Below are 22,211 nucleotides of genomic sequence, written 5' to 3' on the forward strand. Positions count from 1 at the left end.
GTCCCCCTTCCCGGCCCCTCCGGAATCTCTATTATCCGGAGCCCCGCACTGGTAGCATATGATCATCATCGGCCATCGCGGGGCCCGTGCCATCCGGCCTGAGAATACCATTGCAGCACTTCAGGAAGGGGGCAGGTGTGCTGATTATGTTGAGATTGACCTCCGTATCAGCCGGGACGGGGTGCCGGTCGCCATCCATGATCCGACCCTGGATCGGACGACGGACGGGACCGGCCCGGTCTCTGCGTACACCCTTTCGGACCTTGTGCAGTATGATGCCGGGGAGGGGGAGGTGATCCCGACACTTGCGTCCGTCCTTGCCCTGGATCTTGGGGACTGCGGCCTTGTCATTGAGCTGAAGGAGGGGGGATATGAGGATCTGATCGCCGGGATGGTGCAGGCGAGTGGTCATACGAAGGTGATGATCGTCTCCTTTGATCCCGACTGCCTCCGGCGGATCGCCCCCCTGCTGCCGGATGCACGGATCGGGTATATCTTCCGGTCGATGGAGGGGGATCCGATCCAGGTGGCGTCCTCGTTCCCGGCCGCCGCCATCCTCCCCCGGTTTGACCTGATAGACGGGGATCTGGTCGCGGCAGCCCGTGCGGCCGGGCTTCTGGTCATCGGATGGACGCTCAATACCGACGAGGAGTTTGCAGGTGCGGTATTGCTTGGGATCGATGGTGTTGCGTCCGATGATCCCTGCCGTGCAAGGCAATATTATGATGGAGGAGGGATGAGATGATCCTGTATGATCAGACGACGGACGGCGGGATTCTCCTGCATCGTTCTTCTCCTCATCATCGCGGCCGCCGGATGCACCGCTCCGGATGGAGGGGATGAGATGCCGGTCCTTGTGACGATCACGGCTGAGGAGGCGATGCTGCTTCTTGAAGCAAACCCGGCGATCACCATCATCGATGTCAGGAGGCCCGGAGAGTACGAGGCCGGGCATATCCCCGGGGCGGTGCATATCCCGATTGCATCATCCTTCCATGAAGGGATCGCGGGGCTTGATCGGGACCAGCCGTACCTCGTCTACTGTGCAACCGGGGGGAGGGGCAGCCGGGCTCTCCGGGCGATGGGCGAGGCTGGGTTTACCGAGGTCTATAACCTCGGCGGTGGCATCGCCGCATGGGAGAGGGCCGGCGGTGCAGTGATATGAGATTATACCAGCTTCCCCTTCTCTGCTATCATTTGCATATACCGGGATAGGGTCAGCCTGATGTTTTCGGGGTCAAGCCTCTCCGCCTCCCTGAGTGATGCTGTCGCCTCGTCTCTCCGGCCGAGGGTACGGAGGACGAAACTCCGGTAGAACCAGGTGTTTGAATTCTCCGGAGTCAGGGTGAGGGCGGTATCAAAGGATCCAAGCGCCTCCTCATGCCTTCCGGCGCCCATCAGGGCCCTCCCCTGGTAGTGCCAGGCATACCCGCTCCGGGATCCCTCTTCAATGGATTTGGCTAAGATCGGGATCGCCTCTTCATACCGCTCAAGCTCCGTCAGTGCCGCTCCGCAAATCTGGAGAAATCCGGGTTCATCAGGCCAGATTCTTCGCCCTTCGCTTGTTGCGGCAACGGCATCGGTATATCTCCGCACTTTGATGAGGGTGTCGCACCGGAGAAGGGCCGCTCTCTTGTTTTTTCTGATGGATAGTTCCTTCTCAAAGGCGGAGAGGGCTTCTGTGAACTCTCTCCTTCTATGATGGGTGAGCCCCTCCCTGATCAATGCATCCGGATCGTCGGGGTCACTCTCCATAGGAGAGAGTACCTGCTTTGCCTGCTGAAGATAGGGATGATCGGGGTCGATCTCTTCCGCCCGGGCAAGCGATGCGGCCGCCTCGTCATGCCTGCCGATCTCGTCAAGGACCATTGCTTTGCCGATCCAGACCGCTGGATCAAGGGGATGTATTGTACCTGCCCGGTCATAGGCCTCGAGAGCCTCCTCGTAGCGGTCCAGGGCGACAAGGGCAGATGCCTTCCTCAGCCACAATCCTGCATGATCCGGTCTCTTTGCGAGGATTTCACCGTATATTCTGATCGCCTCCTCATATTGTCCGGTCTGAAGAGCGGTATCGCCTCGTTCCATCTTCTGGCTGAGTACTTTTGGGTTGATGGTGCAGCCTCCGCAGTTGTATTTTCTCCATCTGATGCAATAAAATTGATCTTCTTCGTTTCCCACAAAGGAAATCATTATCTGGAGATCCCACCCAGACAGGAAGAACTGCAGGGCGGAGGGCCTGCATAGCAACGAGGCCCGGAATGTTTGAGTATCTCAGATTCAGCCTCCTCTTCATGCTGATCCATGCAGGGGCATACATGATAGCCGGTGCCCTGATCCTTCGGGTCAGTTCCGATATCTACGAAGGGAAGAGCCGGCTGATGGACTATCTCAATGATATGTCGGTTGCTGAGGAGGCCGGCCATGTCACCCGGTGGTTTCTGCCCGGAAACCTCCTTCGGGGTCTCCTCCTCTCGCTCGTCCTCTACCCGATCCTGACGCCGCTTGGAGAGCTGGATCCGATCCTCAGGTTCCTCTTCTTCTTCGGCCTGGCCTTCGTCTATACCCACATCGGCTCGGCGGCACCCTGTCCGGACAATATCGAGGGGCTCATCTACATGAAGCGGAAGTACCTCTCGCGTTCGGGGTTTCTGAAGTTCCAGTCCGAGATGCTCCTCTACAGCCTCATCTTTGCGGCCGGAGCCGCCTGGCTCCTCTTCTGAATGACGGGTAGATCTTAAGTACGAGGCAGACCGAATCTACATCTATGGATGTTCCGGTCATAGGATTTCAACGGCTTTTCTCTCTTCTTTGTATCCTCTCTCTCATCATCCCGGCCTCTGTGTCGGGGTGTACGATCTTCGGCATAACCCCCGGCGCCTCGGATGACGGATCGTCATATCTTGGCCATACCAACGATGGCGTCGGGCGGGACTGGCGTGATCGTGATGATATCGTCCTCACCTACATCCCCCCGGCGATCCACCAGCCCGGTGATATGCGGCCGGTCTTCTTTGATCCAAACAGCGGCTCGGATGCTGCCGGGAGTACGGTGAACCCGTCTGAAAACCCTGTTCTCGGCTACATCGATCAGGTCCCATCGACCTATGGCTATTACACCGGCTCATACGGGATGATGAATGATCAGAACCTGATGAGTGCCGAATGCACAAATTATGCAAAATACGAGCCGCCTGCCGAGGAGAACAGGAGGATCTTCTACTCCTCGGAACTCTCCAATGTGGCTCTCGAACGATGCACAGGTGCCGAGGAGGCGGTGCTGCTCGTCGGGGAGCTGATCGATCGGTACGGGTACTATGGCACCGGTGAGACCCTCATCTTTGCAGATGCAGAGGAGGTCTGGGTCATCGAGATGTGCGGAAACCCGGAGGGTGATGGCGGGCTCTGGGTTGCAGCCCAGGTTCCGGATGGCGAGATCTTCGTTGCCGCAAATACCTTCCGGATTCGTGAGGTGACGCCGGATATGCACCATTCGGCAAATCTCTTCTCTGTTGCTGAGAATATGGGCTGGTGGTCGCCTTCCGATGGCCCGCTCGACTGGCTTTCGACGGTCAGTTATGGCGAATATGCACACCCCTATTACTCACTGATGCGGGTCTGGCGGCTCCAGGATATCCTCGCCCCATCCCTGAATCTGAGCCCCTATGTCGAGGACTCCTATACACGGGAGTATCCCTTCTCGATTGCCCCGGATGAGAGGGTGAACCTGAGCACCGTCCTCAATCTCTTCCGGGATCATTACGAGGGGACACCCTTTGATATGACGAAGGGGCCGGCGGCGGGTCCGTTCGGGAACCCGTACCGGAACCTCGGCCCCGAGGATTCCCATTCGAACTTCCAGAATGCAACCACCCTTGAGATTCGTGCCGGTGCCTATCCGCGATCAATCTCGGAGATATTCTGCAGCTACAGCTATGTCGGCATGGTGCGGCCGGATCTCCCGCAGGAGGCTGCAGGGGTGCTCTGGTTTGGCCCGGCCGTCCCCTATGAGACGGTCTATGCCCCCATCTATGCAGGGGCGGTGAATGTCGCCCCCTCCTACATAACCGGCACCCGGGGTACCTATGATCCGGATGCCGCGTACTGGACGTTTGGGTTCCTGACGAACTGGGCGATGCTCCGGTATGATGCGATGAGTCAGGATATCCGAGGAGAGCAGCAGGCCCTTGAAGCAGAGTCGTACCGGCTCCTGACGCTGGCTGATGAGGAGGTGATCGCCCGCCTGGATGCCGGTGATGCCGCCGGTGCAGAGGCGGTGATGACGACCTTCACGGTGGAGCGGGGCGATGCGATCATCGCAGGCTGGCAGAACCTGACGGCGAGGATGATCGTGCAGTATTCAAACGGGATCCTGACCGATCCGGCGACGGGTGCGGTGGAGGAGCCGGGCTATCCTGACTGGTGGTATAATGATACCGGGTACCAGTACGGGCCGAGGATCTATCAGTACAGCGAGCTCCGGGATACCCCGGGCCTTCTATATACCGGCGAGCGGGTGGAGGTCCCGAAGGGGAGTCTGTTTGAATGGATTATCGGGTTTTTGTGAGGGGAATTTTCTTTTTTTGATCTGTTTTTTGTGATATTACAATAAATTTATAAATAGTAATTCCAAAGCATATCATTGAACCCCACGTTATGATTCAAATTTCAGAATTAGACATCACAAGTATATCCGACTCATTCACGAGGCACTATCCTACGTTGCAATCGAACCTCTAATGCCCAGGGTGGATCGTGCCCTGAGGTGAGGCCTGGTTGAATTATGGAACACCAAAAAACAGCTCGAAATCTCAGGGCTATGGGGTGATCTCCAAATCCTTATGTGTAAAAAACACGGATGATATAATTCAATCATTATCTAATTTACGTAAAGGAGTTTTTTTCCATTGGACATACCACGTATCTTTACTATTTCTGAAAGCGCTCACCGCATCCATAACCCGTTCACACCGGAAAACCTCGCCACTCTCGGAGCAGCGTTGCGCCTGGAATCGGGGGTTCGCCTGCTCGATCTCGGCAGTGGTTCGGGCGAGATGCTCTGCACCTGGGCACGCGATTTTGGAATCACCGGCGTAGGCATCGATATGAGCCAGTTGTTCACCGGTCAGGCGAAACTTCGTGCTGAAGAACTCGGAGTCACTGATCGTGTCGAGTTCATCCACGGCGACGCTGCCGGCTATGTCGCCGACGAAAAGGTCGATGTGGCAGCCTGTCTCGGCGCCACGTGGATTGGCGGGGGATTCGCCGGAACCATCGATCTTCTGGCAAAGAGCCTCAACCCCAACGGGATCATCCTCATCGGCGAGCCCTACTGGAGGCAGCTGCCGCCAACAGAGGACGTTGCCAGAGAGTGCGAAGCCGAATCCATCTCCGATTTCCTCCTGCTCCCAGACCTTCTCGCGTCTTTCGACAAGCTCGGATACGATGTTGTAGAAATGGTTCTGGCGAACCAGGATGGCTGGGACAGGTATGAGGCGGCCAAGTGGCTCACCATGCGCCGATGGCTCGAAGCGAATCCCGACGACGACTTCGCAGAGGCGGTCAGGGGCAGGCTGACCTCGGAACCAAGACGCTACGCCGCCTACACGAGAGAATACCTTGGATGGGGGGTGTTTGCGCTGATGGCGAGGTGAGGGGGGAGAGGGCAGGGGAGGTTGTTTGATCTGATTTGGTAGGAGGGGGAGTGGGATGGCGGGATCGAATCCGGCCTCTCATTATTTTTATTGCCAGTAGCTATTTCGCCAGAAGATCAAGGGTCGCCTTGTGCTTCTTCATGAGCATCTGCATATCTTGCCTCTCCTCGTCCTTCTCTTCTGCAATGATACGCCTGATCAGTGCATTGTTCACGATCTCGAGCCCCCGGATTATCGGCGATGATGAATTGATCGAATACCGGGGAATCTTCCGATTATTGACATTGAGGATTCCCCATGCAACAAACTTCTTCACCACCCTGCCAACCGTCACCCGGCTGACACCAACTTCTTCCGAGAGTTCGGTGATATTGAATTCCATCCCCTCAAGCGGTAACAGGAATTCGAGAAGTCGTAATTCGCAGGTATTTCCAAGGATTCCTTCAAAGGGACGGGGCATATGCATCACGTTTTCTGAATTATTGCTCCGGATTTATTTCACTGGAGAGGTGTGATAATGTATTTTATCATATGTGATAAAAATATTTATCATGTAATATTTGCAATAATGGGTTCTACTCGTTTGAGCTGATTATTGATTTCATTCAGAACAGCAAAGAGCCTCTTTTATAGTGAGATAGATTCTATTCTATTGAGAGTGGGCAATCAGGAATGATCAAATAACAAAGTATTCTCTAATGGTTGGTTAGAATGTAATTTATAACCTCCAGAAATTCAACACACCGGCATATGTTGTAATTTCGATTTGATCAAATATAATTATTCTAAAAAATGAGGCAGACCCAAAATGGCTACGATTAACGGAAAATCACTGGAGAACTGGATATGGGATGCAGCATGTAGTATTCGCGGTGCTGCCGACGCACCAAAATACAAGGATTTCATCCTTCCTTTGATCTTTGCAAAAAGACTATGCGATGTTTATGATGACGAGATTAACCGTATTGCCGGGAAGGTTGGCTCCCGGAAAAAGGCATTCGCTATTGCGGAAAAGGACCATAATCTTGTCCGGTTCTATCTACCGTTTACTCCTGAAGATCCTGATGAGCCGGTCTGGTCAATTATCCGGAATGTAACAACCGGAATCGGGGAAGAAGTAACCACCCGACTACGTGAGATTGCAACACACAATCCTTCGCTTAACGGTATAATTAACAGGGTAGATTTTAATGCGACAACTCATGGAGTCAGAGATATCGAAGATGACCGCCTTTCAAATCTCATTGAGAAAATAACTGAAAAGCGTCTTGGTCTCAAAGATGTTGAGCCGGATATAATCGGCCGGAGTTATGAATATCTCATCCGTAAATTTGCTGAAGGTGGAGGTCAGTCAGCCGGTGAGTTCTATACTCCACGTGAGGTAGGGCAGATTATGGCCCGCATCATGGACGCTGAACCGGGGATGGAAATCTATGATCCCTGCTGCGGCTCAGCGGGTCTTCTCATCAAGTGTGAGCTTGCAATGGAGGAGAAGATGGCTCTTCGCTCAACGGAGAAATATGCCCCTCTGAAGCTTTATGGGCAGGAGTATACTCCAGGCACATGGGCGATGGCGAACATGAACATGATCATTCATGATATGGAAGGGGAGATCGCAATAGGCGATACCTTCAAAAAACCGAAGTTCCGGACGAATGGTAAGCTGCGCACATTTGACAGAGTAGTTACAAATCCGATGTGGAATCAGGACTGGTTCACCGAGAATGATTATGATGCTGATGAGTTTGGCCGGTTCCCGACAGGGGTAGGGTTTCCTGGTAAACAATCAGCGGACTGGGGCTGGGCTCAGCATGTACTTGCCTCACTGAAAACAAATGGCAAGGCTGCTATTATCCTTGACACGGGAGCGGCATCCCGTGGGAGCGGGAGCGCCAACAGGAATAAGGAAAAGACTGTCAGGTCGTGGTTTGTGGAAAATGACCTGATTGAGGGAGTTATATATTTACCAGAAAACCTCTTTTACAATACCTCGGCACCTGGCATCATTCTTATCCTGAACAGACAGAAAACCATCGATAAAAAGGATAAATTATTCCTGATAAACGCAAGTGAAGTATTTGCGAAGGGTGATCCGAAGAACTACATCACTGATGACGGAATCGAAAGAATTGTTGCCACCTTCCTTAACTGGACTGAAGAGGATAAATTCAGCCGCATTGTGGAGAAGACCGAGATTGTAAAGAACGACTACAATATCTCTCCATCCCGCTATATCCACACCGCTGATGCTGAAATTTATAGGCCCATCGGAGAGATTTTAGCAGAGCTCGATGTCCTCGAAGCCGAGGTCGCCGAGACGAACCAAGCACTCCGGGCTGTGCTGAAAAGGTTGGGGGTTTGAAGGTGGGAGAATGGACAAAAAAAACTCTTGGCGAGGTTGTCAGATTTAACTATGGCAAGAGTCTCCCAGCCAAAAAAAGAATTTTTGGCGATGTACCAGTATATGGTTCAAATGGTATTGTTGGATATCATAAAACTGCAATTGTGAATGGACCTGGAATTATTGTTGGTCGAAAAGGAAGTGTGGGAGCTGTTCATATTTCACGTCAGCCGTTTTGCCCCATCGACACAACGTATTTTATAATTAGGCAGGGTTTGGACCATGACTTAAATTTTCTATATTATTTGCTTTTATCCTTGGATCTTTCTCGTCTAGTAAGTGATCTTGTTCCCGGTTTAAACCGCGACTTAGCTTATTTACAAGAAATTTATATTCCTATTGAAAAATCTGAACAACGCCGCATCGCCGCCATCCTTTCAGCGGTGCAGCGGGCGATCGAGCAGCAGGAGGAACTCATCGCCCGCACGACCGAACTGAAGAAGGCCCTGATGTACAAGCTGTTTACCGAGGGCACCCGTGGTGAACCGCAGAAGGATACGGAGATCGGGATAGTTCCGGAAAGTTGGGAGATATTCCGCTTGGATGATATAGCAGACTCTTTTACCTATGGTACTTCGGTTAAATGTGATTATAATATTTCAGGAGTCCCTGTACTAAGAATTCCAAATGTTGTAGGGGGACAAATAGACCTAATTGATATAAAATATGGACTTCTAAATTCTGCAGAAATAGAGAATTTAAAACTAAAATATGGAGATCTTCTTTTTGTAAGGACAAATGGTGTTAAAGAAAACGCTGGCAGATGTTCAATGTATAGAAATGAGATATTAAATGGTTGTTATTTTGCTTCTTATTTGATACGTGTCCGTTTTCAAACTGATAAAATACTACCAGAGTTCGTTAATGAATATACCAGAACAGAAACAGGTTCAAGTTTTCTTTCTGGCAAAGCATCCAGAACGGCTGATGGAAAGTTCAATATTAACACAGGAACATTGAAAGGTGTTATCATTCCTGTTCCATCATTAGATGAACAAAGGGAAATCGTGGAAGAAATAGGATTAATTGATGAAAAATCTGTTAATCACAAATCTCATCTTCAGCTTCTTAAAGATCTCTTCAAAACACTCCTTCACCAGCTCATGACGGCGGAGATCCGAGTGGATAACGTGGACCTCTCAAAATTAAGGGATATTGGTATTGATGTTGAATGATTAATTGTGGAGCAGTTAATAAAAGTTGATACTGGGAGAGAAGATATGCAGGCACAAAACAGGAAACTTGAAGATTGGTATTGGAAGATTAAACGGAGTGAAATAAAATTACCACGTTTTCAGCGATTTGAAGCATGGGACAAGCACCGGATCAGTAGCCTACTGGAGGTGGTTGTCCGAAATCTTCCTCTTGGAATTACACTTGTCCTTGAAGTTGGAGATAATGAGAAATTCATCTCACGTTATCTGGAGACATCTCCTGAACATAAAGGCCGCGTCTATGAGCATCTATTGGATGGACAACAACGGCTTACCGCCCTTTGGCGGGCTTTGCATAACAACTATGAAAACGAGACTTACTTCATCTATCTTGAGGAGTTCGATAATTACGAAGCTGATGATGATCGTGAAGATCTCAGTGCATTTTGTAAAACCCGTTATTATCGAAAGAATGGATTGCGTTATCCACTCTGGTGTGATAACCCAGCGGAATGCCTTGAGCGAGGAATGATCCCGACTCACCTTCTACAACCAGGAGATATCCACCAGGATATTAATGCGTGGGTAGATGAAGCCACCAAATCAAAAAAACCTGAAGATAAAGATGAACTTGAAAAATTTTATGAAACCAAAGGCAGAATTCGGAGCCGAATTCAGGATATGCGGAGCATAATTGCCAATTATAACCTCCCTTATTTATCACTCCCATCCCATACGGATAAAACCGTCGCTCTCAATGTCTTCATCAACATGAATACAAACAGCAAACCTCTTTCACAATATGACATCATAGTTGCGGAGGTTGAAAGTATCATGGAACAGTCTCTTCACGACCTTGAGGAAGGACTTGACATGCAATATCCCAAAATTTCCCGATATTCACCTCTCTCTGATCAGATCCTTACAACATCCGCACTTATCCAAGGCCAACTGCCTAATCAAAGAGGAGCCTGGGATATGGATAAGATCCAGATGGTTAAAAACTGGGAAATCATGGCTCGTGGCTTAAACAGGATGGTAAACTTCCTAAATCGTGAGGGGATTTATGACAGAGAGCGCCTTCCAACGAATGCAGTACTCGCTGTAATTGCAGCCCTATATACATTTATTCCAGAATCAGGAGATAAAATGGGTAAAGACGAACTACTCCTGAAAAAATATTTATGGCATTCATTTTTCACTGATCGCTATGAGAATTCGGCTGCAACCCATGCATTCGCTGATTTCAAAGGATTAAAAGCAGTTATTTGCGAGGATAAAAAACAGGATGGATCATTATATGAAATTCGTGACATCCCAATCTTTTCGGACCATAAGATTGCTGAAATAGATGAGTTAATTAGCTCTGAATGGCCAAAAAGGGTCACAATTCGTGGCCGTGCCATTCTCGCAGTCGCTTGTCGACTTGGAGCTTTTGATTTTGCAACAGGAGAGACGATAAACGAGAGCAATATTGAAAATCGCCATTATCATCACATATATCCCGACGCATTGTTAAAAGAAGCGGGAATTAATGGATCAATAGCTCTAAACTGTGCACTCATCACAGACAAAACTAATATAACAATCGGGCGAAAAGACCCTCTAAAGTATCTCAAGGACAGGTACGAATGGACATCCGAAGAAATCGTCAGCGAAAGGCTTCAGTCTCACCTTATTCCGATACAGCAACTGGCAAACGGTGGTTATGAAGGTCTTTCGGACACCGACAAGAACCAAAAACTCGCCGCTGACTTTGACGCATTCATCCGGAAAAGGGCAGAATATATACATAAGGCTGCTAAAAACCTTGCAGAAGGACGCCAGTTAAGTCTCAGAGAAAAATACGGAGAGTAAATCATGCCGAAACCCGGAGAGCACAAAACAGTCCAAGCCCGCATACTCGCTTATGCTGAGGAGATCGGCTGGACATTTGTGTCACGTGCCGAGGCCGAACGCCGCCGTCATTTCAACCAAAGTGCCCCAAGCCCCTCCGCTGCAGCTCATGTTGCTTCTTTGTACTTTGAGGATCTCCTGTATGAAAAGGTCAGGGAGTTCAATCAGGAGTATCGTGCAATAACTGGGTGGCAGGTGGGTGATATCCATACCTTTCCTGATAATCCAGCCACCACTCTGCCTTCGGTCATGGAAGTCCGTGAGACAACACCTGCATACCATGCAACACCGGGTGCATTAATCAGTGAACTTCAACGCCTCCAAAATAATATCTACGGCAACAGGGACATGCACCGCTACCTTTGTAATGAAGCAACCTACTACTCCGCTGAAGAAAAAAGGGAGCTAAACCTTAATCTGATAGATTACGATAATCCGGAAGCAAACGTCTACGAAGTAACCGAAGAATATACCATCAGTAATGGTCGATACAGCATCAGGGAAGATGTCGTCTTTCTGATAAACGGCATACCCGTACTTGTAATCGAATGTAAAAATGCAAACAAGGATGAAGCAATCGCCCTCGGAATTGACCAGATACGAAGGTACCATGCCGAAACACCGGAGATCTTTGTCCCTGAGATGATATATTCCGTAACAGAAGCCATTGGATTTTCATACGGAGCTACATGGAATACTATACGTAGAAACATATTCAACTGGAAAGATGAAGAGATCGGAAATCTTGAGGCGAAGATTAAAACCTTCTGCAGCATCCCTCACATCCTTGCCCTAATTAAGCAGTACATTCTTTTTGCTGAAAAAGACGAAGAACTCCAGAAATTTATTCTCCGCCAGCACCAGACATCTGCTGTTGAAAAAGTAGTTGAACGTTGTCTTGAACCAACCAAACAACGAGGTCTTGTATGGCACACTCAAGGAAGTGGCAAGACCTTCACAATGATTAAAGCCGCAGATCTCCTATTCCGTGCCGCAGATGCCAACAAACCAACAATAATCCTCATGATTGACAGGAATGAGCTTGAGGATCATATACTTAGAAACCTTGCTATGCTCGGTCTTCAGAATGTTGAACATGCCAATAAAATCAACAGGCTTATTGAACTTCTAAGAAACGACTATCGTGGTATCATCGTCACCATGATCCACAAATTCAACGATATGCCTGCAAACATCTGCGAGCGTTCAAATGTATATGTTTTAATCGACGAAGCCCATCGGACAACGGGGGGCGATCTTGGTACATACCTCTTTGCTGGACTTCCAAATGCAACCATGATCGGTTTTACCGGAACACCTATTGATAAAACTGCTCATGGTAAAGGAACTTTCAAGACATTCGGTTTAAATGATCCAAAGGGCTATCTTGATAAATATTCTATTAGCGACAGTATAATTGATAAGACAACCCTGCCCCTCTTCTACAATCTAGCGCCAAATGAACTACTTGCCAATCCCGAATTGATGGAAAAAGAATTCTGGTCATTAGCAGAAACTGAAGGGGTAAGTGATATCTCTGAACTTAATCGAATTCTTGAAAGAGCTGTAAACCTTAAAAATTTCCTGAAAGCTGATGAAAGGGTTGATAAAGTAGCAAAATACGTTGCTGACCATTTCGTCAGGAATGTTGAGCCACTTGGATACAAAGCTTTTCTCGTTGGAGTTGACCGTCCAGCATGTGCCAAATATAAATTAGCACTTGATAAATATCTCCCTGCTGAGTATTCTGCAGTAGTCTATACCGGCAATAACAACGATACAAAAGAGCTCAAGGCATACCATTTGGATAAAAAGGCAGAGAAACAAATACGTAAAAATTTTCCCAAATTTGGAATACAACCAAAGATACTCATAGTCACTGAAAAGCTACTTACCGGGTATGACGCCCCAATCCTTTATGCCATGTATCTCGACAAACCTATGCGGGATCACACTCTTCTTCAGGCTATCGCGAGGGTGAACAGACCATATGAAAATGAAGCCGAGGAAATGGTCAAACCACATGGTTTTGTACTTGACTTTGTTGGAATTTTTGACAAACTTGAAAAGGCACTTGCATTTGATAGCGATGAAGTAAATGCAATTGTCAAAGACATCGCCCTCTTAAAAGGACTATTTAAACTGAAAATGGAGAAAAAGGTACCACAATATCTTGCACTAATCCACCATAACTTTACAGATAAAGACGTAGATGGACTCATAGAACATTTTCGTGACAAGGATCGGCGAAAGGAATTTTTCCGCGAATATAAAGAAATTGAAATGCTCTATGAGATTATCTCACCTGATGCTTTCTTACGACCTTATCTTGAGGATTATGCAACACTTTCAGCTATTTACAGTGTGGTCAGAAAAGCATACGCAAAGAAGATCATGATTGATCGGGCCTTCCAAAGAAAAACAAACGAACTAGTTCAGCAATATGTGGATATTGGTTATATTGAGCCGATTCAGGAATTTATCGAAATTAACGCTGAAACAATTGAACTAATAAAAAATAATGATAATGGAGATAGTACTCGGATAATTAACCTCATTAAAAGCATTCAGACAATCGCTAAGGATGAAAGTGACGATCCATTTCTTATCGCAATGTCAGAAAGGGCCAGGATGGTTCAGGAGCGTTATGAAGACCGGCAGACAAGTACAGCGGAAGCACTGTCTGAACTCTTCGATGAAATAAATAAAAATGAAGAGCGAAAGAAAGAACAGTCTGAGAAAGGTTTTGACGGACTTACGTTCTTTGTTTACCGGGCTCTTCTGGATGCCGGAGTTGAAGATGCAGAAGAAGCCAGTATTCAGATAAAACAGGCATTTATAGAGTATCCAAACTGGAGAACAAGCGAGTCAGAACTCAGAGAGGTCCGTAATAATGTGACCTTTGCAATTTACGCAAAAATAGATAATCTTGATGAAGTGGCAGCAATTGTTGATGAACTATTCAGTCTTCTAACGAAGGCATATGAGATTGATAAATGAAACAGAATAAAAAAGAGCAGTTCAAGGGGCGTGTAAGAGATTGGGCGGAGAAGCTTGAGATTGAGATTCACATTATCGCTATTCGTCCGATGAAGAGGAAATGGGCCTCATGCTCCACCTCAGGTATTTTAACCTTTGACACAAATGTGCTGGATCTTAATCCTGAACTTCAGGATTATATTGTAGTGCATGAGTTACTGCATTTTAAGATACCTAATCATGGAAAACTCTGGAAATGCCTAATGCGAGCTCATCTTGGGGATTATGAGAAACAAGAAGATGAGCTTAAAGAAATATTTACGGCTTGGAAAATGGCAGCGGCCCAGGTTTCAAATGAAGCTTAAAAATTGATGTTAAAATTATAATTAATTTTTATAAAACTATATAAATTGCATGTAGTAAGGGTAATGCATTTACTTTTCTTTATATTTCATACATTCTCTCTTACACGCCCACACTCCCTCAATTTGAGGGATTTTCATAATGAATTGATTACAAGCATCACAATAAACGCTTTTTCTCAAATCAATTACAGATTGGGCAAATTCTTTAGCTTCTTCAGTAGTAAGGCTCATTGCCCATTCATTATAATGAGCGCCGACTAAATTTCTCTGTGAACGTAACAATTCTATAGATTCAAGACAATTTTTTGCATGTTCGTAGAAATCTTTCTGTTTTTTTGCCCGTGAATTAAAAGCATTCCAAAGAGGATCAATTGTGTAGTCACCTCGAATTTTAAATGGAACACTAATGGTTAGAGAATCACATAGGTTCTGCAGACACTGTTCAAGCAATCGTCCGGCTTTACTCACAATATCGGAGGGTTGCGCCTTGTTACACTCTTCAGATACCAACCATTCATAGTCCGAAAGATGATCGCCAAAAACCGGACCGCTATCTAACGTCCATCGTGTAATATGGTATTCTTTGAATTTTTTTTGACTCCCATTTGAACGAGAAATCTTCTTTAAATCCTCAAACCATAAACGATCATGAGTTGTAATGATAATTTGATAATCCTTAAACTCCTGAAATATTAATTCCGCGGTCCTTCTGCGGTGATTGCCATCTACACTATGAAGAACATCATCGAGAATCAATAGAGCAAATTCCTGATTCTGTTGTTGCTGCACTTGAGTTATTGCGAGGAAAAGGCAAAGGCCGAGTGTATCAATATGACCTTCGCTATAAAGCCCTCGTGGGTCATCTTCTTTCCCAAAAAATGTGCTAATTAATTTGATACTTCCAGTTCCACGTTCTGTTATTTCCAGTTGAGGTTTGCCAATCGCTTCATCTGGATGAATTTTCTGATAATATTTATCAGCGAAATCACCAATAGTATTCATTAATTTCTGAACAGTATTTTTTCGCGCCTGTTCCGCATGCTTTAACAGTAGTTGTATTTGATCACTCGATTCTTTATAGTGAACCAATTCACATTCACATAAATTGAGATTTTTTTGGTGTGTTTCTATAGCTTCCAGGCTAGTTTTAGCATTAAACAATTTGCCATACCGCTCATTATCAGAAAAATTTCTACAAATCGCTGTAATTTTCGTTTTTAGGTCTTTAATAATATCATCAGGGCTAATTTTACTTAGGGATCTAAGATCATCGTCAATTTTTTCTGGCTGGTTTTCTTCGCTATGAGTCAGTATGAGTTGTTTGTAGGTCTCAATCAGGAGATCCATTTTTTCAAACTGCTTCGGATCATGACCCTCCGGTAAACTCTCCTTGAATTTAATTAGGACACTCCTGTTGGTTTTTATGATGGAGAGAAACGTCTGTTTTTTTTGGTTTTGATCGTCTTTGAGAGTAATAATCTCATTATTATCCTGGAATTGTTTCTCCACATAAAGAGCAATATCATCAGCATTTATTTCGCTGTCACATAGAGGACAGCGATCAAGTGAATCCTCTTGGATCCATTTTAATCCCACCTCAAGGACTTCAGCATAAAAATTGCCCTTCATTTCAGTTTGCTTCGCTAACAATTTTTTTCGACTTTCAGAGAAAATTTGGCCTGCTGAAACTATAACTTCGGTATTCTGCACACCATCAAGAATTGTAAGTGAAATTGACCACTCGTGGAGCTTTTCATCAAAATTTAAATTATCGAGATTATGTTCAATTTTTTGCACACGGTCGGGTATTTCTCCGAGAGATGTGAGGGACGGTATATCGATAGAGAGTAATTGTTGATTTACCTTTTTGATGCAGGTTTCTGCATCGGCCGGGGTATCTGTTGGTAAATCCAAACGTACTTGTAATGCACGAACATTTTCCTGATATCTATTAAATGCATCACGATATTTCGCATTGCTGTCATCAATTAATGCTTTCACTTTTTGTTCAAATAGCTTAAAATCATCTAATTGCAAAAAACCTTCAATTGCCTTATATCTGTCTCCGGGTTTTGCATCAACGAAATCTAGCAATGTTTTCCGGTGAAGAATAAAGGGGTGATTATGGGCAGAGTCTAAAAAATCTTGCACTTTTTTCGGATATTTATCAGGATCCTGTTTATTACTGATATGATAATCTGAGTTTCCATCAGTGATAATAAGTTCAATTTCGGGATTCCCTTTATGTTTTATATGAGTCCCATGTTTTTTCCAAGAGAGTCCCTGGGTTCCTGAATCCAAAGATGAACATTTTTCAGTCAGAATTTTTTCAATGGCATCTATGTAAGAACTCTTGCCTGTACCATTGTCTCCACATAATAGCAACCCTCCAGTCTCAAAAACAAGGTTAGGACCATCCCGAATCCCACGACAATTTTTAATGTTGAGTTGTTTCAGCTTTAACATATGGAACACCTTTAATTAGATCTTTGAGAGGGGTGAGATCATCAGGGATGCTTTCAGAGATTAGAGGTATTAACGTATTCTTCCAAATCTGACTTAATGATGTGTCAGCTGTTACCAGATTGAGAAATTCCTCTCGTGCCTGGGAATTCATATCTTTGTGAATAACAGTCGACTTAACAGCACTCTCAGTTTTAGGTTTTTTTACCATTACTACTCCTCTCAATCATTAATTTCTTTCATACACTCTGAAGGGTTCTGCTCGAATCCTGATCTCCTGCATAACAGTCACACATGAAATAATTAAAAAGAACAATATTCTCGATATTAAATACCAAATTCAGATTTTCATCATCATAAGTAAGATGCTGGATATATGACCTAGTTATATTTGTATTATCCGGAAAATTGTAAGACCTATGCATAAAACCTATTGTATATTATGTATAATAAACTAATGGTAAATTTGATCAGCGGGAAAAGTTATGTTGGTAATCGGCTCATTCTCAAAAACAATCCAGCGATCCGAATTTGGCTCAAATCACGTGTTCACCGTCGTTACTTATCTTTTTCTTGAATAATCTCCCAATAGCCATCCTTTGCAGGGCTGATGCGTTACACTTTTCCTGATTTTTTGAGTTTTACCATTTACACATCTCGGTCGCCCTGGTATTCTTACCTTGGGATTCGGCCATCTCCGGTATGGTAATCTCTGGCTGTCGTCGGATCATACCCAGAATTGACTCTGAAGTTTTTACCGAAGTTTCTTCCCCACTCTTTATCCAGCGGATGATTGTCTGGAACCCATAACTGACGTAAAAAACCGTTTCAGGCAAACCAAACTCATTGCAGTGACGGATCAGATCCCGCGTGCCCGTTCCCCATCCTTACAATATAATTAATCAGATACATCGACTCTGCAAGAAGAAGATTTCCCGGTACTGATGCATGGATCTGCCTGAGATTTTCCAGAGTCAGGGGCGGCGGGAGCGTGCCTGAATTTCAAATTTCCAGGCACTCCGAAAAGAGCATCACCGGGACGCTACCTTGCTCGATAAATAGAGACACGAAAGCTGCCCAGTTGCCATCTCCAGGTCACAGCTGCAAAGGGGTATTAATCGGTGGATCATCCGGGAGCCATCCACAGGTCTTATCCAACTGCCATCGAGCCGTGAATTGAAGGGTTTGTGCCTTTCAATTATTGTTGTTCGGAGATACTGATATATAGGTTAAATTTAAGTAGAATGAAAAATTGCGATATACATACTAATTTAAAAGAGAGGAGAAGGAGAACGAGAAAAGTAACCAGTCAGAGACATAGAATCTGCAAGAAGAGGGTTCCCCGGCACTGACCCAGAGAGCTGCCGGAGTATCTCGATTGTCAGTTGTGGCGGTAGCCAATCAAGTACTGACATCCCCCATACACCGCACATCCCCCAAATCACCTCCCAAAAAAAAACCCTACCACACATAAAAAGATCTCTTGTACTAGTACTGCTCACAACAATAACACGATAACACCCGGATCGAAGAAAAACTCACACCCCCCAGCTCTTTCAAATATACCCATGAAACAAACAGAAGAGGCAGAATCGGAGAGAATGAAAGGACGGGGTTCTTTCCGGACGTTGGAGTGAAACCTCCTCTTCTAAAGGCTGCTGAGTAACAATAATAACACGATAGTACCTGTTGTCCGGCATTTCCAGCCTTCCCTCTCTCCCTTTTTTTCCGGCAAGCTTCATCAAACCCCCATTCACCCAAAAGAACTATCGTTTCTTTTCACCAATCCCCTGATATCTGATACCACTCACGAAAAAAGCAATATGAAAACCCACAAACCATAACCAAATCCGAGAACAATCACACATAACCGAAAATCTCCTCACCATCCTCCTCCTCCTGACAGCTGCCTGCCTCCTCTGTGCGGGATGCACCATGCCATCAGACCTCCCCACACCTGCGGATGGGGCTAGCAATCCATATAATGATACCATTACCGACATCTCCCCCACCCCCACCGGCCCCGCCTTCCGGACAACACCACTCTATTTCACCTCCCTGCATTCCATGCAAAAGCTGCTCCATCCGTAGGTCTGCCTTTCCCTCCCCGGCTATCTCCCGGAGGGGTATCTCTTTACTGACGGCTCCTATGCTCCTGCATCAGAGACGGGCTGGCGCAGCGTGGGGTACCAGCGTGGCAGCGAGAGGATCGTGTTGTACCAGCAGCCCCTTGATAAGGGAACATTTCCGATTGGAAGCGCCGTGGCTTCCATGGCTCCGGCTGATACAACAATCGCTGGCGAACCGGCGGTCCTGGTTGTGGGGAAGATGACGGAGCTCTTCTGGAGCCGCGATAACCTGACATTTCGGCTGACGGGAACCCTCCCGGCAGAGGAGATGATCAGAATCGCCGAATCCGTCCGTCCTGCCCCCTATGATCCAAACACTCCCCCTCCCTACGAGTACCTGCCGCCAGTAAACCCGATGGAGAAGAAATTTGAGATCGGCCAGACGCTCTCGGCAGACAACCGCACCGTCACCTTCGTCTCGCTGGAATGCACCCCGGATGGGTGCGAGGCGGTCTTCCTTGTCGATCTGGTCGCCTCGCCCACCATCGATCCGCCCCCAGGCGGGATCAGCCCGCCCCGCTCCCCCGATCCGGTTGCCGGGTTCTGGATCGATAACGGTACATTCCTCAGGACAACGGGATCATATAGCTACCGTGCCGAGAGGGATGGCACCCTCATCTTCTGGAGGACCGATCCCATCCCCTCTGACGCAAGGGTATTTTATGCAACCTTTACCCAGTTTCGGGAGCAGGAGGGCCTCTGGGAGTTTTCGGTAAGCCTGTAGGGAGGAGAGCAGGAATCCTGTGGCTGAGGTGGTCGTGTTGAGGTGAGGCAACGATCCGGTATTTCCGGATAGTTGACTTCTTCTGAGGCCCTGATTTGAGAGAGATCTGGTACATCCAACCAGATGAACAAACAATCAGGAGAGGTATGCCTTCAGCCTCCAGATAAGGTAGAGCGGAATCTCCAGAACCTCACCATGTTCATCGGAATGCCTCGCAATATTCCTCAGACTGGTCCGAAGAGCAATGCGGGGGCTGTATTTCTTCCGATATTCTGTAAGGCTTCTGGAACGGGTCCTTCTTGCTGATTTGACCTCGATTGGAATGACATCAACGCCCTCCTGAATGACATAGTCGACCTCGGCCATGCCACCGGATTTCCAGAAATACGGCCGATGGAAACCGTTTGCAATCAGTTCAGTCAGGACGAAATTTTCTGTTAACATCCCCCGCATATCGGCGGTCAGCGAAGAGGTATCAAAAACAACATCCGCTGGAAACCTGCTCATCCTGCGGAGAAGCCCGACATCGGAGAAATAGATCTTGAAGCAGGTACTGTCACCATATGTTGGAATCGGAATATAGGGGCGCTCAATCTTTTCGACCTTATAGATAAGTCCTGCTGAGATCAGCCATTGGATGGAATCCTCGAGATCACGTGCACGCATCCCCTGCTTAACATGAGAGAATATAAATTTCTGATTGTCCTTTGCAAGCTGTGCGGGGATTGCATTCCAGATAAGGGTTAGTTTTGGAAATTCGGATGCAGACGCATATTTAACGAAATCCTTCTCATAATTACTGAGAATCTCGCTTTGCAGTGATTCCACAACTCCGATATCGTGGTTTTGTACCCATGAGCTGACAACCTCGGGCATGCCTCCCGTGATCAGGTATTCACGGTATGCCTCCTCCAGTTTGCCGGTAAAGGCATCCGGCACCCGTTCATCCGGTGATAACTCATTCAGGTACTCAAAGAGGAGCTCTTCGTCCCTTGAAATAAGAAACTCCGGGAAACTCAGGGGGTACATCTTCAGCATCTGCACCTTGCCAACCGGAAATGAGACATTATTTCCCATCTGGGCAACAGCCACTCCCAACAAGGAGCCGGCAGCAGCAACATGGAGGTCCGGCAGGTTTTCGCAGAAATATTTCAGAGATGTTATTGCACGGGGGCAGATCTGAATCTCGTCTAAGATGAGGAGGGTTGTTCCGGGCTGGATGGATTTGTTCCTCAGAATGCCAAGGTCTTTGATAATCCTCGATACATTCAGGTCGCCCTCGAATACCGTTTGGAGCCGGCTGTCATATTCGAAGTTGAAATATGCGACATCGCTGAATTCCGTCTCGCCAAAATGCTTTAATATCCAGGTCTTTCCGCACTGGCGAATTCCTTCAATAATCACCGGCTTACGATCTTTACTCTCTTTCCATGTGAGTAATGTATCGTAGATGAACCGCCTCATGAAATGACTTTTGCACTTTTAAGTTTATAATATGTGTGTTTTGTACACATTTTTGCAACCTATTATGTGGATTAGGTACACATTTCTCCAACTTAACAGATGAAGAGATGTAGTTTACATAGATCTCCACCCGGGAGATCCAAAGATCCAGCCTGCCTTGTAATGCCTGAAGCAGATCAACAGTTGAGTTCTGAGTCATATCATCAAGCCATTAAGAGAATTTATAATTCCCTCAAAGGATTGTTCATTATAATACCACCGGATAGCAAGCAAAGAGCCTCTTTTATAGTGAGATAGATTCTATTCTTTTAAGAGTTGGGCAATCAGAAATGATCAAATAATAAAGTATTCTCTAATGGTTGGTTGGAATGCAATGTATAACCGGAGCTACAGCAGCTGATGTATGAGTACCCGGCACGTTCGGCAATGGCATTCATCATGGGGTTCGTTCCCATCTTTGAGATTTACCTTGCAATCCCGATTACGATGGCGCTTGGGCTTGATGGCGTCTCCGCAGTGCTCTGGTCATGCCTTGGAAACTTCCTTGCCATCCCATTTGTCATCGTCTTCTATGATAGGCTCAACAGATGGAAATGGTGGAGCAGGTACCTCCAAAAGATAGCAGATTCAAAGTGGAGCCGTAAAATGAGGCAGAACGGCAGCCTCTTCATCCTCATTGCCACCCCGATCATCGGATCATGGGCAGTCGGGGTGGTTGGCAAGGTGATAGGGATGGGGAAGACGAAGCTCCTCGTATCGTCAGGTGCCAGCATATTCGCCTATGGGATACTGATCGGAGCCCTCACACAGTTTGGGATAGATCTGATGTAGATGGTGGAGAGAGGCGGCAGGTGAGCATGTTTCGGCCGCCACTTTTGTGCATTCCTACACCGCCATTGACAATGCGGAATCCTGTGGCTGACGTGATGGCGGAAGTGTGCGGCAACAATCCGGAATTTCCGGATAGTTGACTTCTTCTGAGGAC

Annotated in this window: 15 protein-coding genes and 1 pseudogene; 12 read left to right on the forward strand and 4 right to left on the reverse strand. The window is 46.7% G+C overall.

All coding sequences use genetic code 11. From position 1 onward, the window contains the following. Positions 1-58: 58 nt before the first annotated feature. Together J2T58_RS06560 and J2T58_RS06565 are read left to right on the forward strand one after the other, a co-directional pair. Positions 59-745 carry a glycerophosphodiester phosphodiesterase gene (locus J2T58_RS06560; RefSeq protein ID WP_253488315.1) on the forward strand — a complete coding sequence of 229 codons (687 nt, stop codon included), beginning with the start codon at positions 59-61 and terminating at the stop codon, positions 743-745. A 6-nt stretch (positions 746-751) separates the two neighbouring features. Then, positions 752-1,165, forward strand: a complete 414-nt coding sequence (locus J2T58_RS06565) for a rhodanese-like domain-containing protein (protein WP_253488316.1) — start codon at positions 752-754, stop codon at positions 1,163-1,165. A gap of 2 nt (positions 1,166-1,167) precedes the next feature. On the opposite strand, the gene J2T58_RS06570 is transcribed toward J2T58_RS06565, so the two are convergent. Further along, positions 1,168-2,085 (reverse strand): tetratricopeptide repeat protein, encoded by a 918-nt coding sequence (locus J2T58_RS06570; protein ID WP_253488317.1) that lies wholly within the window; start codon positions 2,083-2,085, stop codon positions 1,168-1,170. 173 nt (positions 2,086-2,258) lie between these two features. On the opposite strand from J2T58_RS06570, the gene J2T58_RS06575 reads away from it, so the two are divergent. From J2T58_RS06575 to J2T58_RS06585, 3 genes are all read left to right on the forward strand, one after another. Then, a complete protein-coding gene (locus tag J2T58_RS06575) occupies positions 2,259-2,720 on the forward strand; it encodes a hypothetical protein (RefSeq protein ID WP_253488318.1) in 462 nt (153 codons plus the stop codon). Positions 2,721-2,764: 44 nt separating this feature from the next. Then, positions 2,765-4,564 carry a dipeptidase gene (locus J2T58_RS06580; RefSeq protein WP_253488319.1) on the forward strand — a complete coding sequence of 600 codons (1,800 nt, stop codon included), beginning with the start codon at positions 2,765-2,767 and terminating at the stop codon, positions 4,562-4,564. A 340-nt stretch (positions 4,565-4,904) separates the two neighbouring features. Next, on the forward strand, positions 4,905-5,651 hold the full coding sequence (locus J2T58_RS06585; protein ID WP_253488320.1) for an SAM-dependent methyltransferase: 747 nt from the start codon (positions 4,905-4,907) through the stop codon (positions 5,649-5,651). 100 nt (positions 5,652-5,751) lie between these two features. Here J2T58_RS06585 and J2T58_RS06590 read toward each other — a convergent pair whose 3' ends face one another. After that, the gene (locus J2T58_RS06590) at positions 5,752-6,117 is read right to left on the reverse strand and encodes an HTH domain-containing protein (protein ID WP_253488321.1); all 366 of its coding nucleotides are present in this window, start codon (positions 6,115-6,117) and stop codon (positions 5,752-5,754) included. A gap of 342 nt (positions 6,118-6,459) precedes the next feature. Between J2T58_RS06590 and J2T58_RS06595 the strand changes: the two genes are divergently transcribed. From J2T58_RS06595 to J2T58_RS06615, 5 genes are read left to right on the forward strand one after another with little or no spacing between them, the layout of a single operon-like run. Further along, positions 6,460-8,013 (forward strand): type I restriction-modification system subunit M, encoded by a 1,554-nt coding sequence (locus J2T58_RS06595; protein WP_253488322.1) that lies wholly within the window; start codon positions 6,460-6,462, stop codon positions 8,011-8,013. Positions 8,014-8,015: 2 nt separating this feature from the next. Further along, entirely contained in the window at positions 8,016-9,227 is a 1,212-nt protein-coding gene (locus J2T58_RS06600) for a restriction endonuclease subunit S (protein ID WP_253488323.1), read from the forward strand. 6 nt (positions 9,228-9,233) lie between these two features. Further along, positions 9,234-11,063, forward strand: a complete 1,830-nt coding sequence (locus J2T58_RS06605) for a GmrSD restriction endonuclease domain-containing protein (RefSeq protein WP_253488324.1) — start codon at positions 9,234-9,236, stop codon at positions 11,061-11,063. Positions 11,064-11,066: 3 nt separating this feature from the next. Then, positions 11,067-14,102, forward strand: coding sequence for a type I restriction endonuclease subunit R (locus J2T58_RS06610; RefSeq protein WP_253488325.1), 3,036 nt, complete (start codon positions 11,067-11,069; stop codon positions 14,100-14,102). Beyond that, the gene (locus J2T58_RS06615; RefSeq protein ID WP_253488326.1) at positions 14,099-14,446 is read left to right on the forward strand and encodes a M48 metallopeptidase family protein; all 348 of its coding nucleotides are present in this window, start codon (positions 14,099-14,101) and stop codon (positions 14,444-14,446) included. The genes J2T58_RS06610 and J2T58_RS06615 overlap by 4 nt, the downstream gene beginning before the upstream one ends. A 69-nt stretch (positions 14,447-14,515) precedes the next feature. Here J2T58_RS06615 and J2T58_RS06620 read toward each other — a convergent pair whose 3' ends face one another. Next, positions 14,516-16,912 carry an AAA family ATPase gene (locus J2T58_RS06620; protein ID WP_253488327.1) on the reverse strand — a complete coding sequence of 799 codons (2,397 nt, stop codon included), beginning with the start codon at positions 16,910-16,912 and terminating at the stop codon, positions 14,516-14,518. 2,115 nt (positions 16,913-19,027) lie between these two features. On the opposite strand from J2T58_RS06620, the pseudogene J2T58_RS06625 reads away from it, so the two are divergent. Continuing rightward, positions 19,028-19,762 (forward strand): annotated as a pseudogene (locus tag J2T58_RS06625) (DUF4367 domain-containing protein); the annotation flags it as partial. Between the two features lie 135 nt (positions 19,763-19,897). On the opposite strand, the gene J2T58_RS06630 reads toward J2T58_RS06625, so the two are convergent. Beyond that, a complete protein-coding gene (locus tag J2T58_RS06630; protein ID WP_253488328.1) occupies positions 19,898-21,226 on the reverse strand; it encodes an ATP-binding protein in 1,329 nt (442 codons plus the stop codon). Positions 21,227-21,625: 399 nt separating this feature from the next. Here J2T58_RS06630 and J2T58_RS06635 point away from each other — a divergent pair, with 399 nt between their 5' ends. Beyond that, complete coding sequence (locus J2T58_RS06635; protein WP_253488329.1) at positions 21,626-22,057, forward strand: small multi-drug export protein; 432 nt, start codon at positions 21,626-21,628, stop codon at positions 22,055-22,057. Positions 22,058-22,211: the final 154 nt, after the last annotated feature.

The sequence above is a fragment of the Methanocalculus alkaliphilus genome, assembly GCF_024170505.1.
Taxonomy (GTDB): domain Archaea; phylum Halobacteriota; class Methanomicrobia; order Methanomicrobiales; family Methanocorpusculaceae; genus Methanocalculus; species Methanocalculus alkaliphilus.

Excerpts from the sequence above, each read along its gene's own strand:
- J2T58_RS06560 (WP_253488315.1), top strand. The coding sequence starts at position 59 with ATGATCATCATCGGCCATCGCGGGGCCCGTGCCATCCGGCCTGAGAAT.
- J2T58_RS06565 (WP_253488316.1), top strand. The coding sequence starts at position 752 with ATGATCAGACGACGGACGGCGGGATTCTCCTGCATCGTTCTTCTCCTC.
- J2T58_RS06570 (WP_253488317.1), bottom strand. The coding sequence starts at position 2,085 with ATGGAACGAGGCGATACCGCTCTTCAGACCGGACAATATGAGGAGGCG.
- J2T58_RS06575 (WP_253488318.1), top strand. The coding sequence starts at position 2,259 with ATGTTTGAGTATCTCAGATTCAGCCTCCTCTTCATGCTGATCCATGCA.
- J2T58_RS06580 (WP_253488319.1), top strand. The coding sequence starts at position 2,765 with ATGGATGTTCCGGTCATAGGATTTCAACGGCTTTTCTCTCTTCTTTGT.
- J2T58_RS06590 (WP_253488321.1), bottom strand. The coding sequence starts at position 6,117 with ATGCATATGCCCCGTCCCTTTGAAGGAATCCTTGGAAATACCTGCGAA.
- J2T58_RS06595 (WP_253488322.1), top strand. The coding sequence starts at position 6,460 with ATGGCTACGATTAACGGAAAATCACTGGAGAACTGGATATGGGATGCA.
- J2T58_RS06610 (WP_253488325.1), top strand. The coding sequence starts at position 11,067 with ATGCCGAAACCCGGAGAGCACAAAACAGTCCAAGCCCGCATACTCGCT.
- J2T58_RS06615 (WP_253488326.1), top strand. The coding sequence starts at position 14,099 with ATGAAACAGAATAAAAAAGAGCAGTTCAAGGGGCGTGTAAGAGATTGG.
- J2T58_RS06620 (WP_253488327.1), bottom strand. The coding sequence starts at position 16,912 with ATGTTAAAGCTGAAACAACTCAACATTAAAAATTGTCGTGGGATTCGG.
- J2T58_RS06630 (WP_253488328.1), bottom strand. The coding sequence starts at position 21,226 with ATGAGGCGGTTCATCTACGATACATTACTCACATGGAAAGAGAGTAAA.
- J2T58_RS06635 (WP_253488329.1), top strand. The coding sequence starts at position 21,626 with ATGTATGAGTACCCGGCACGTTCGGCAATGGCATTCATCATGGGGTTC.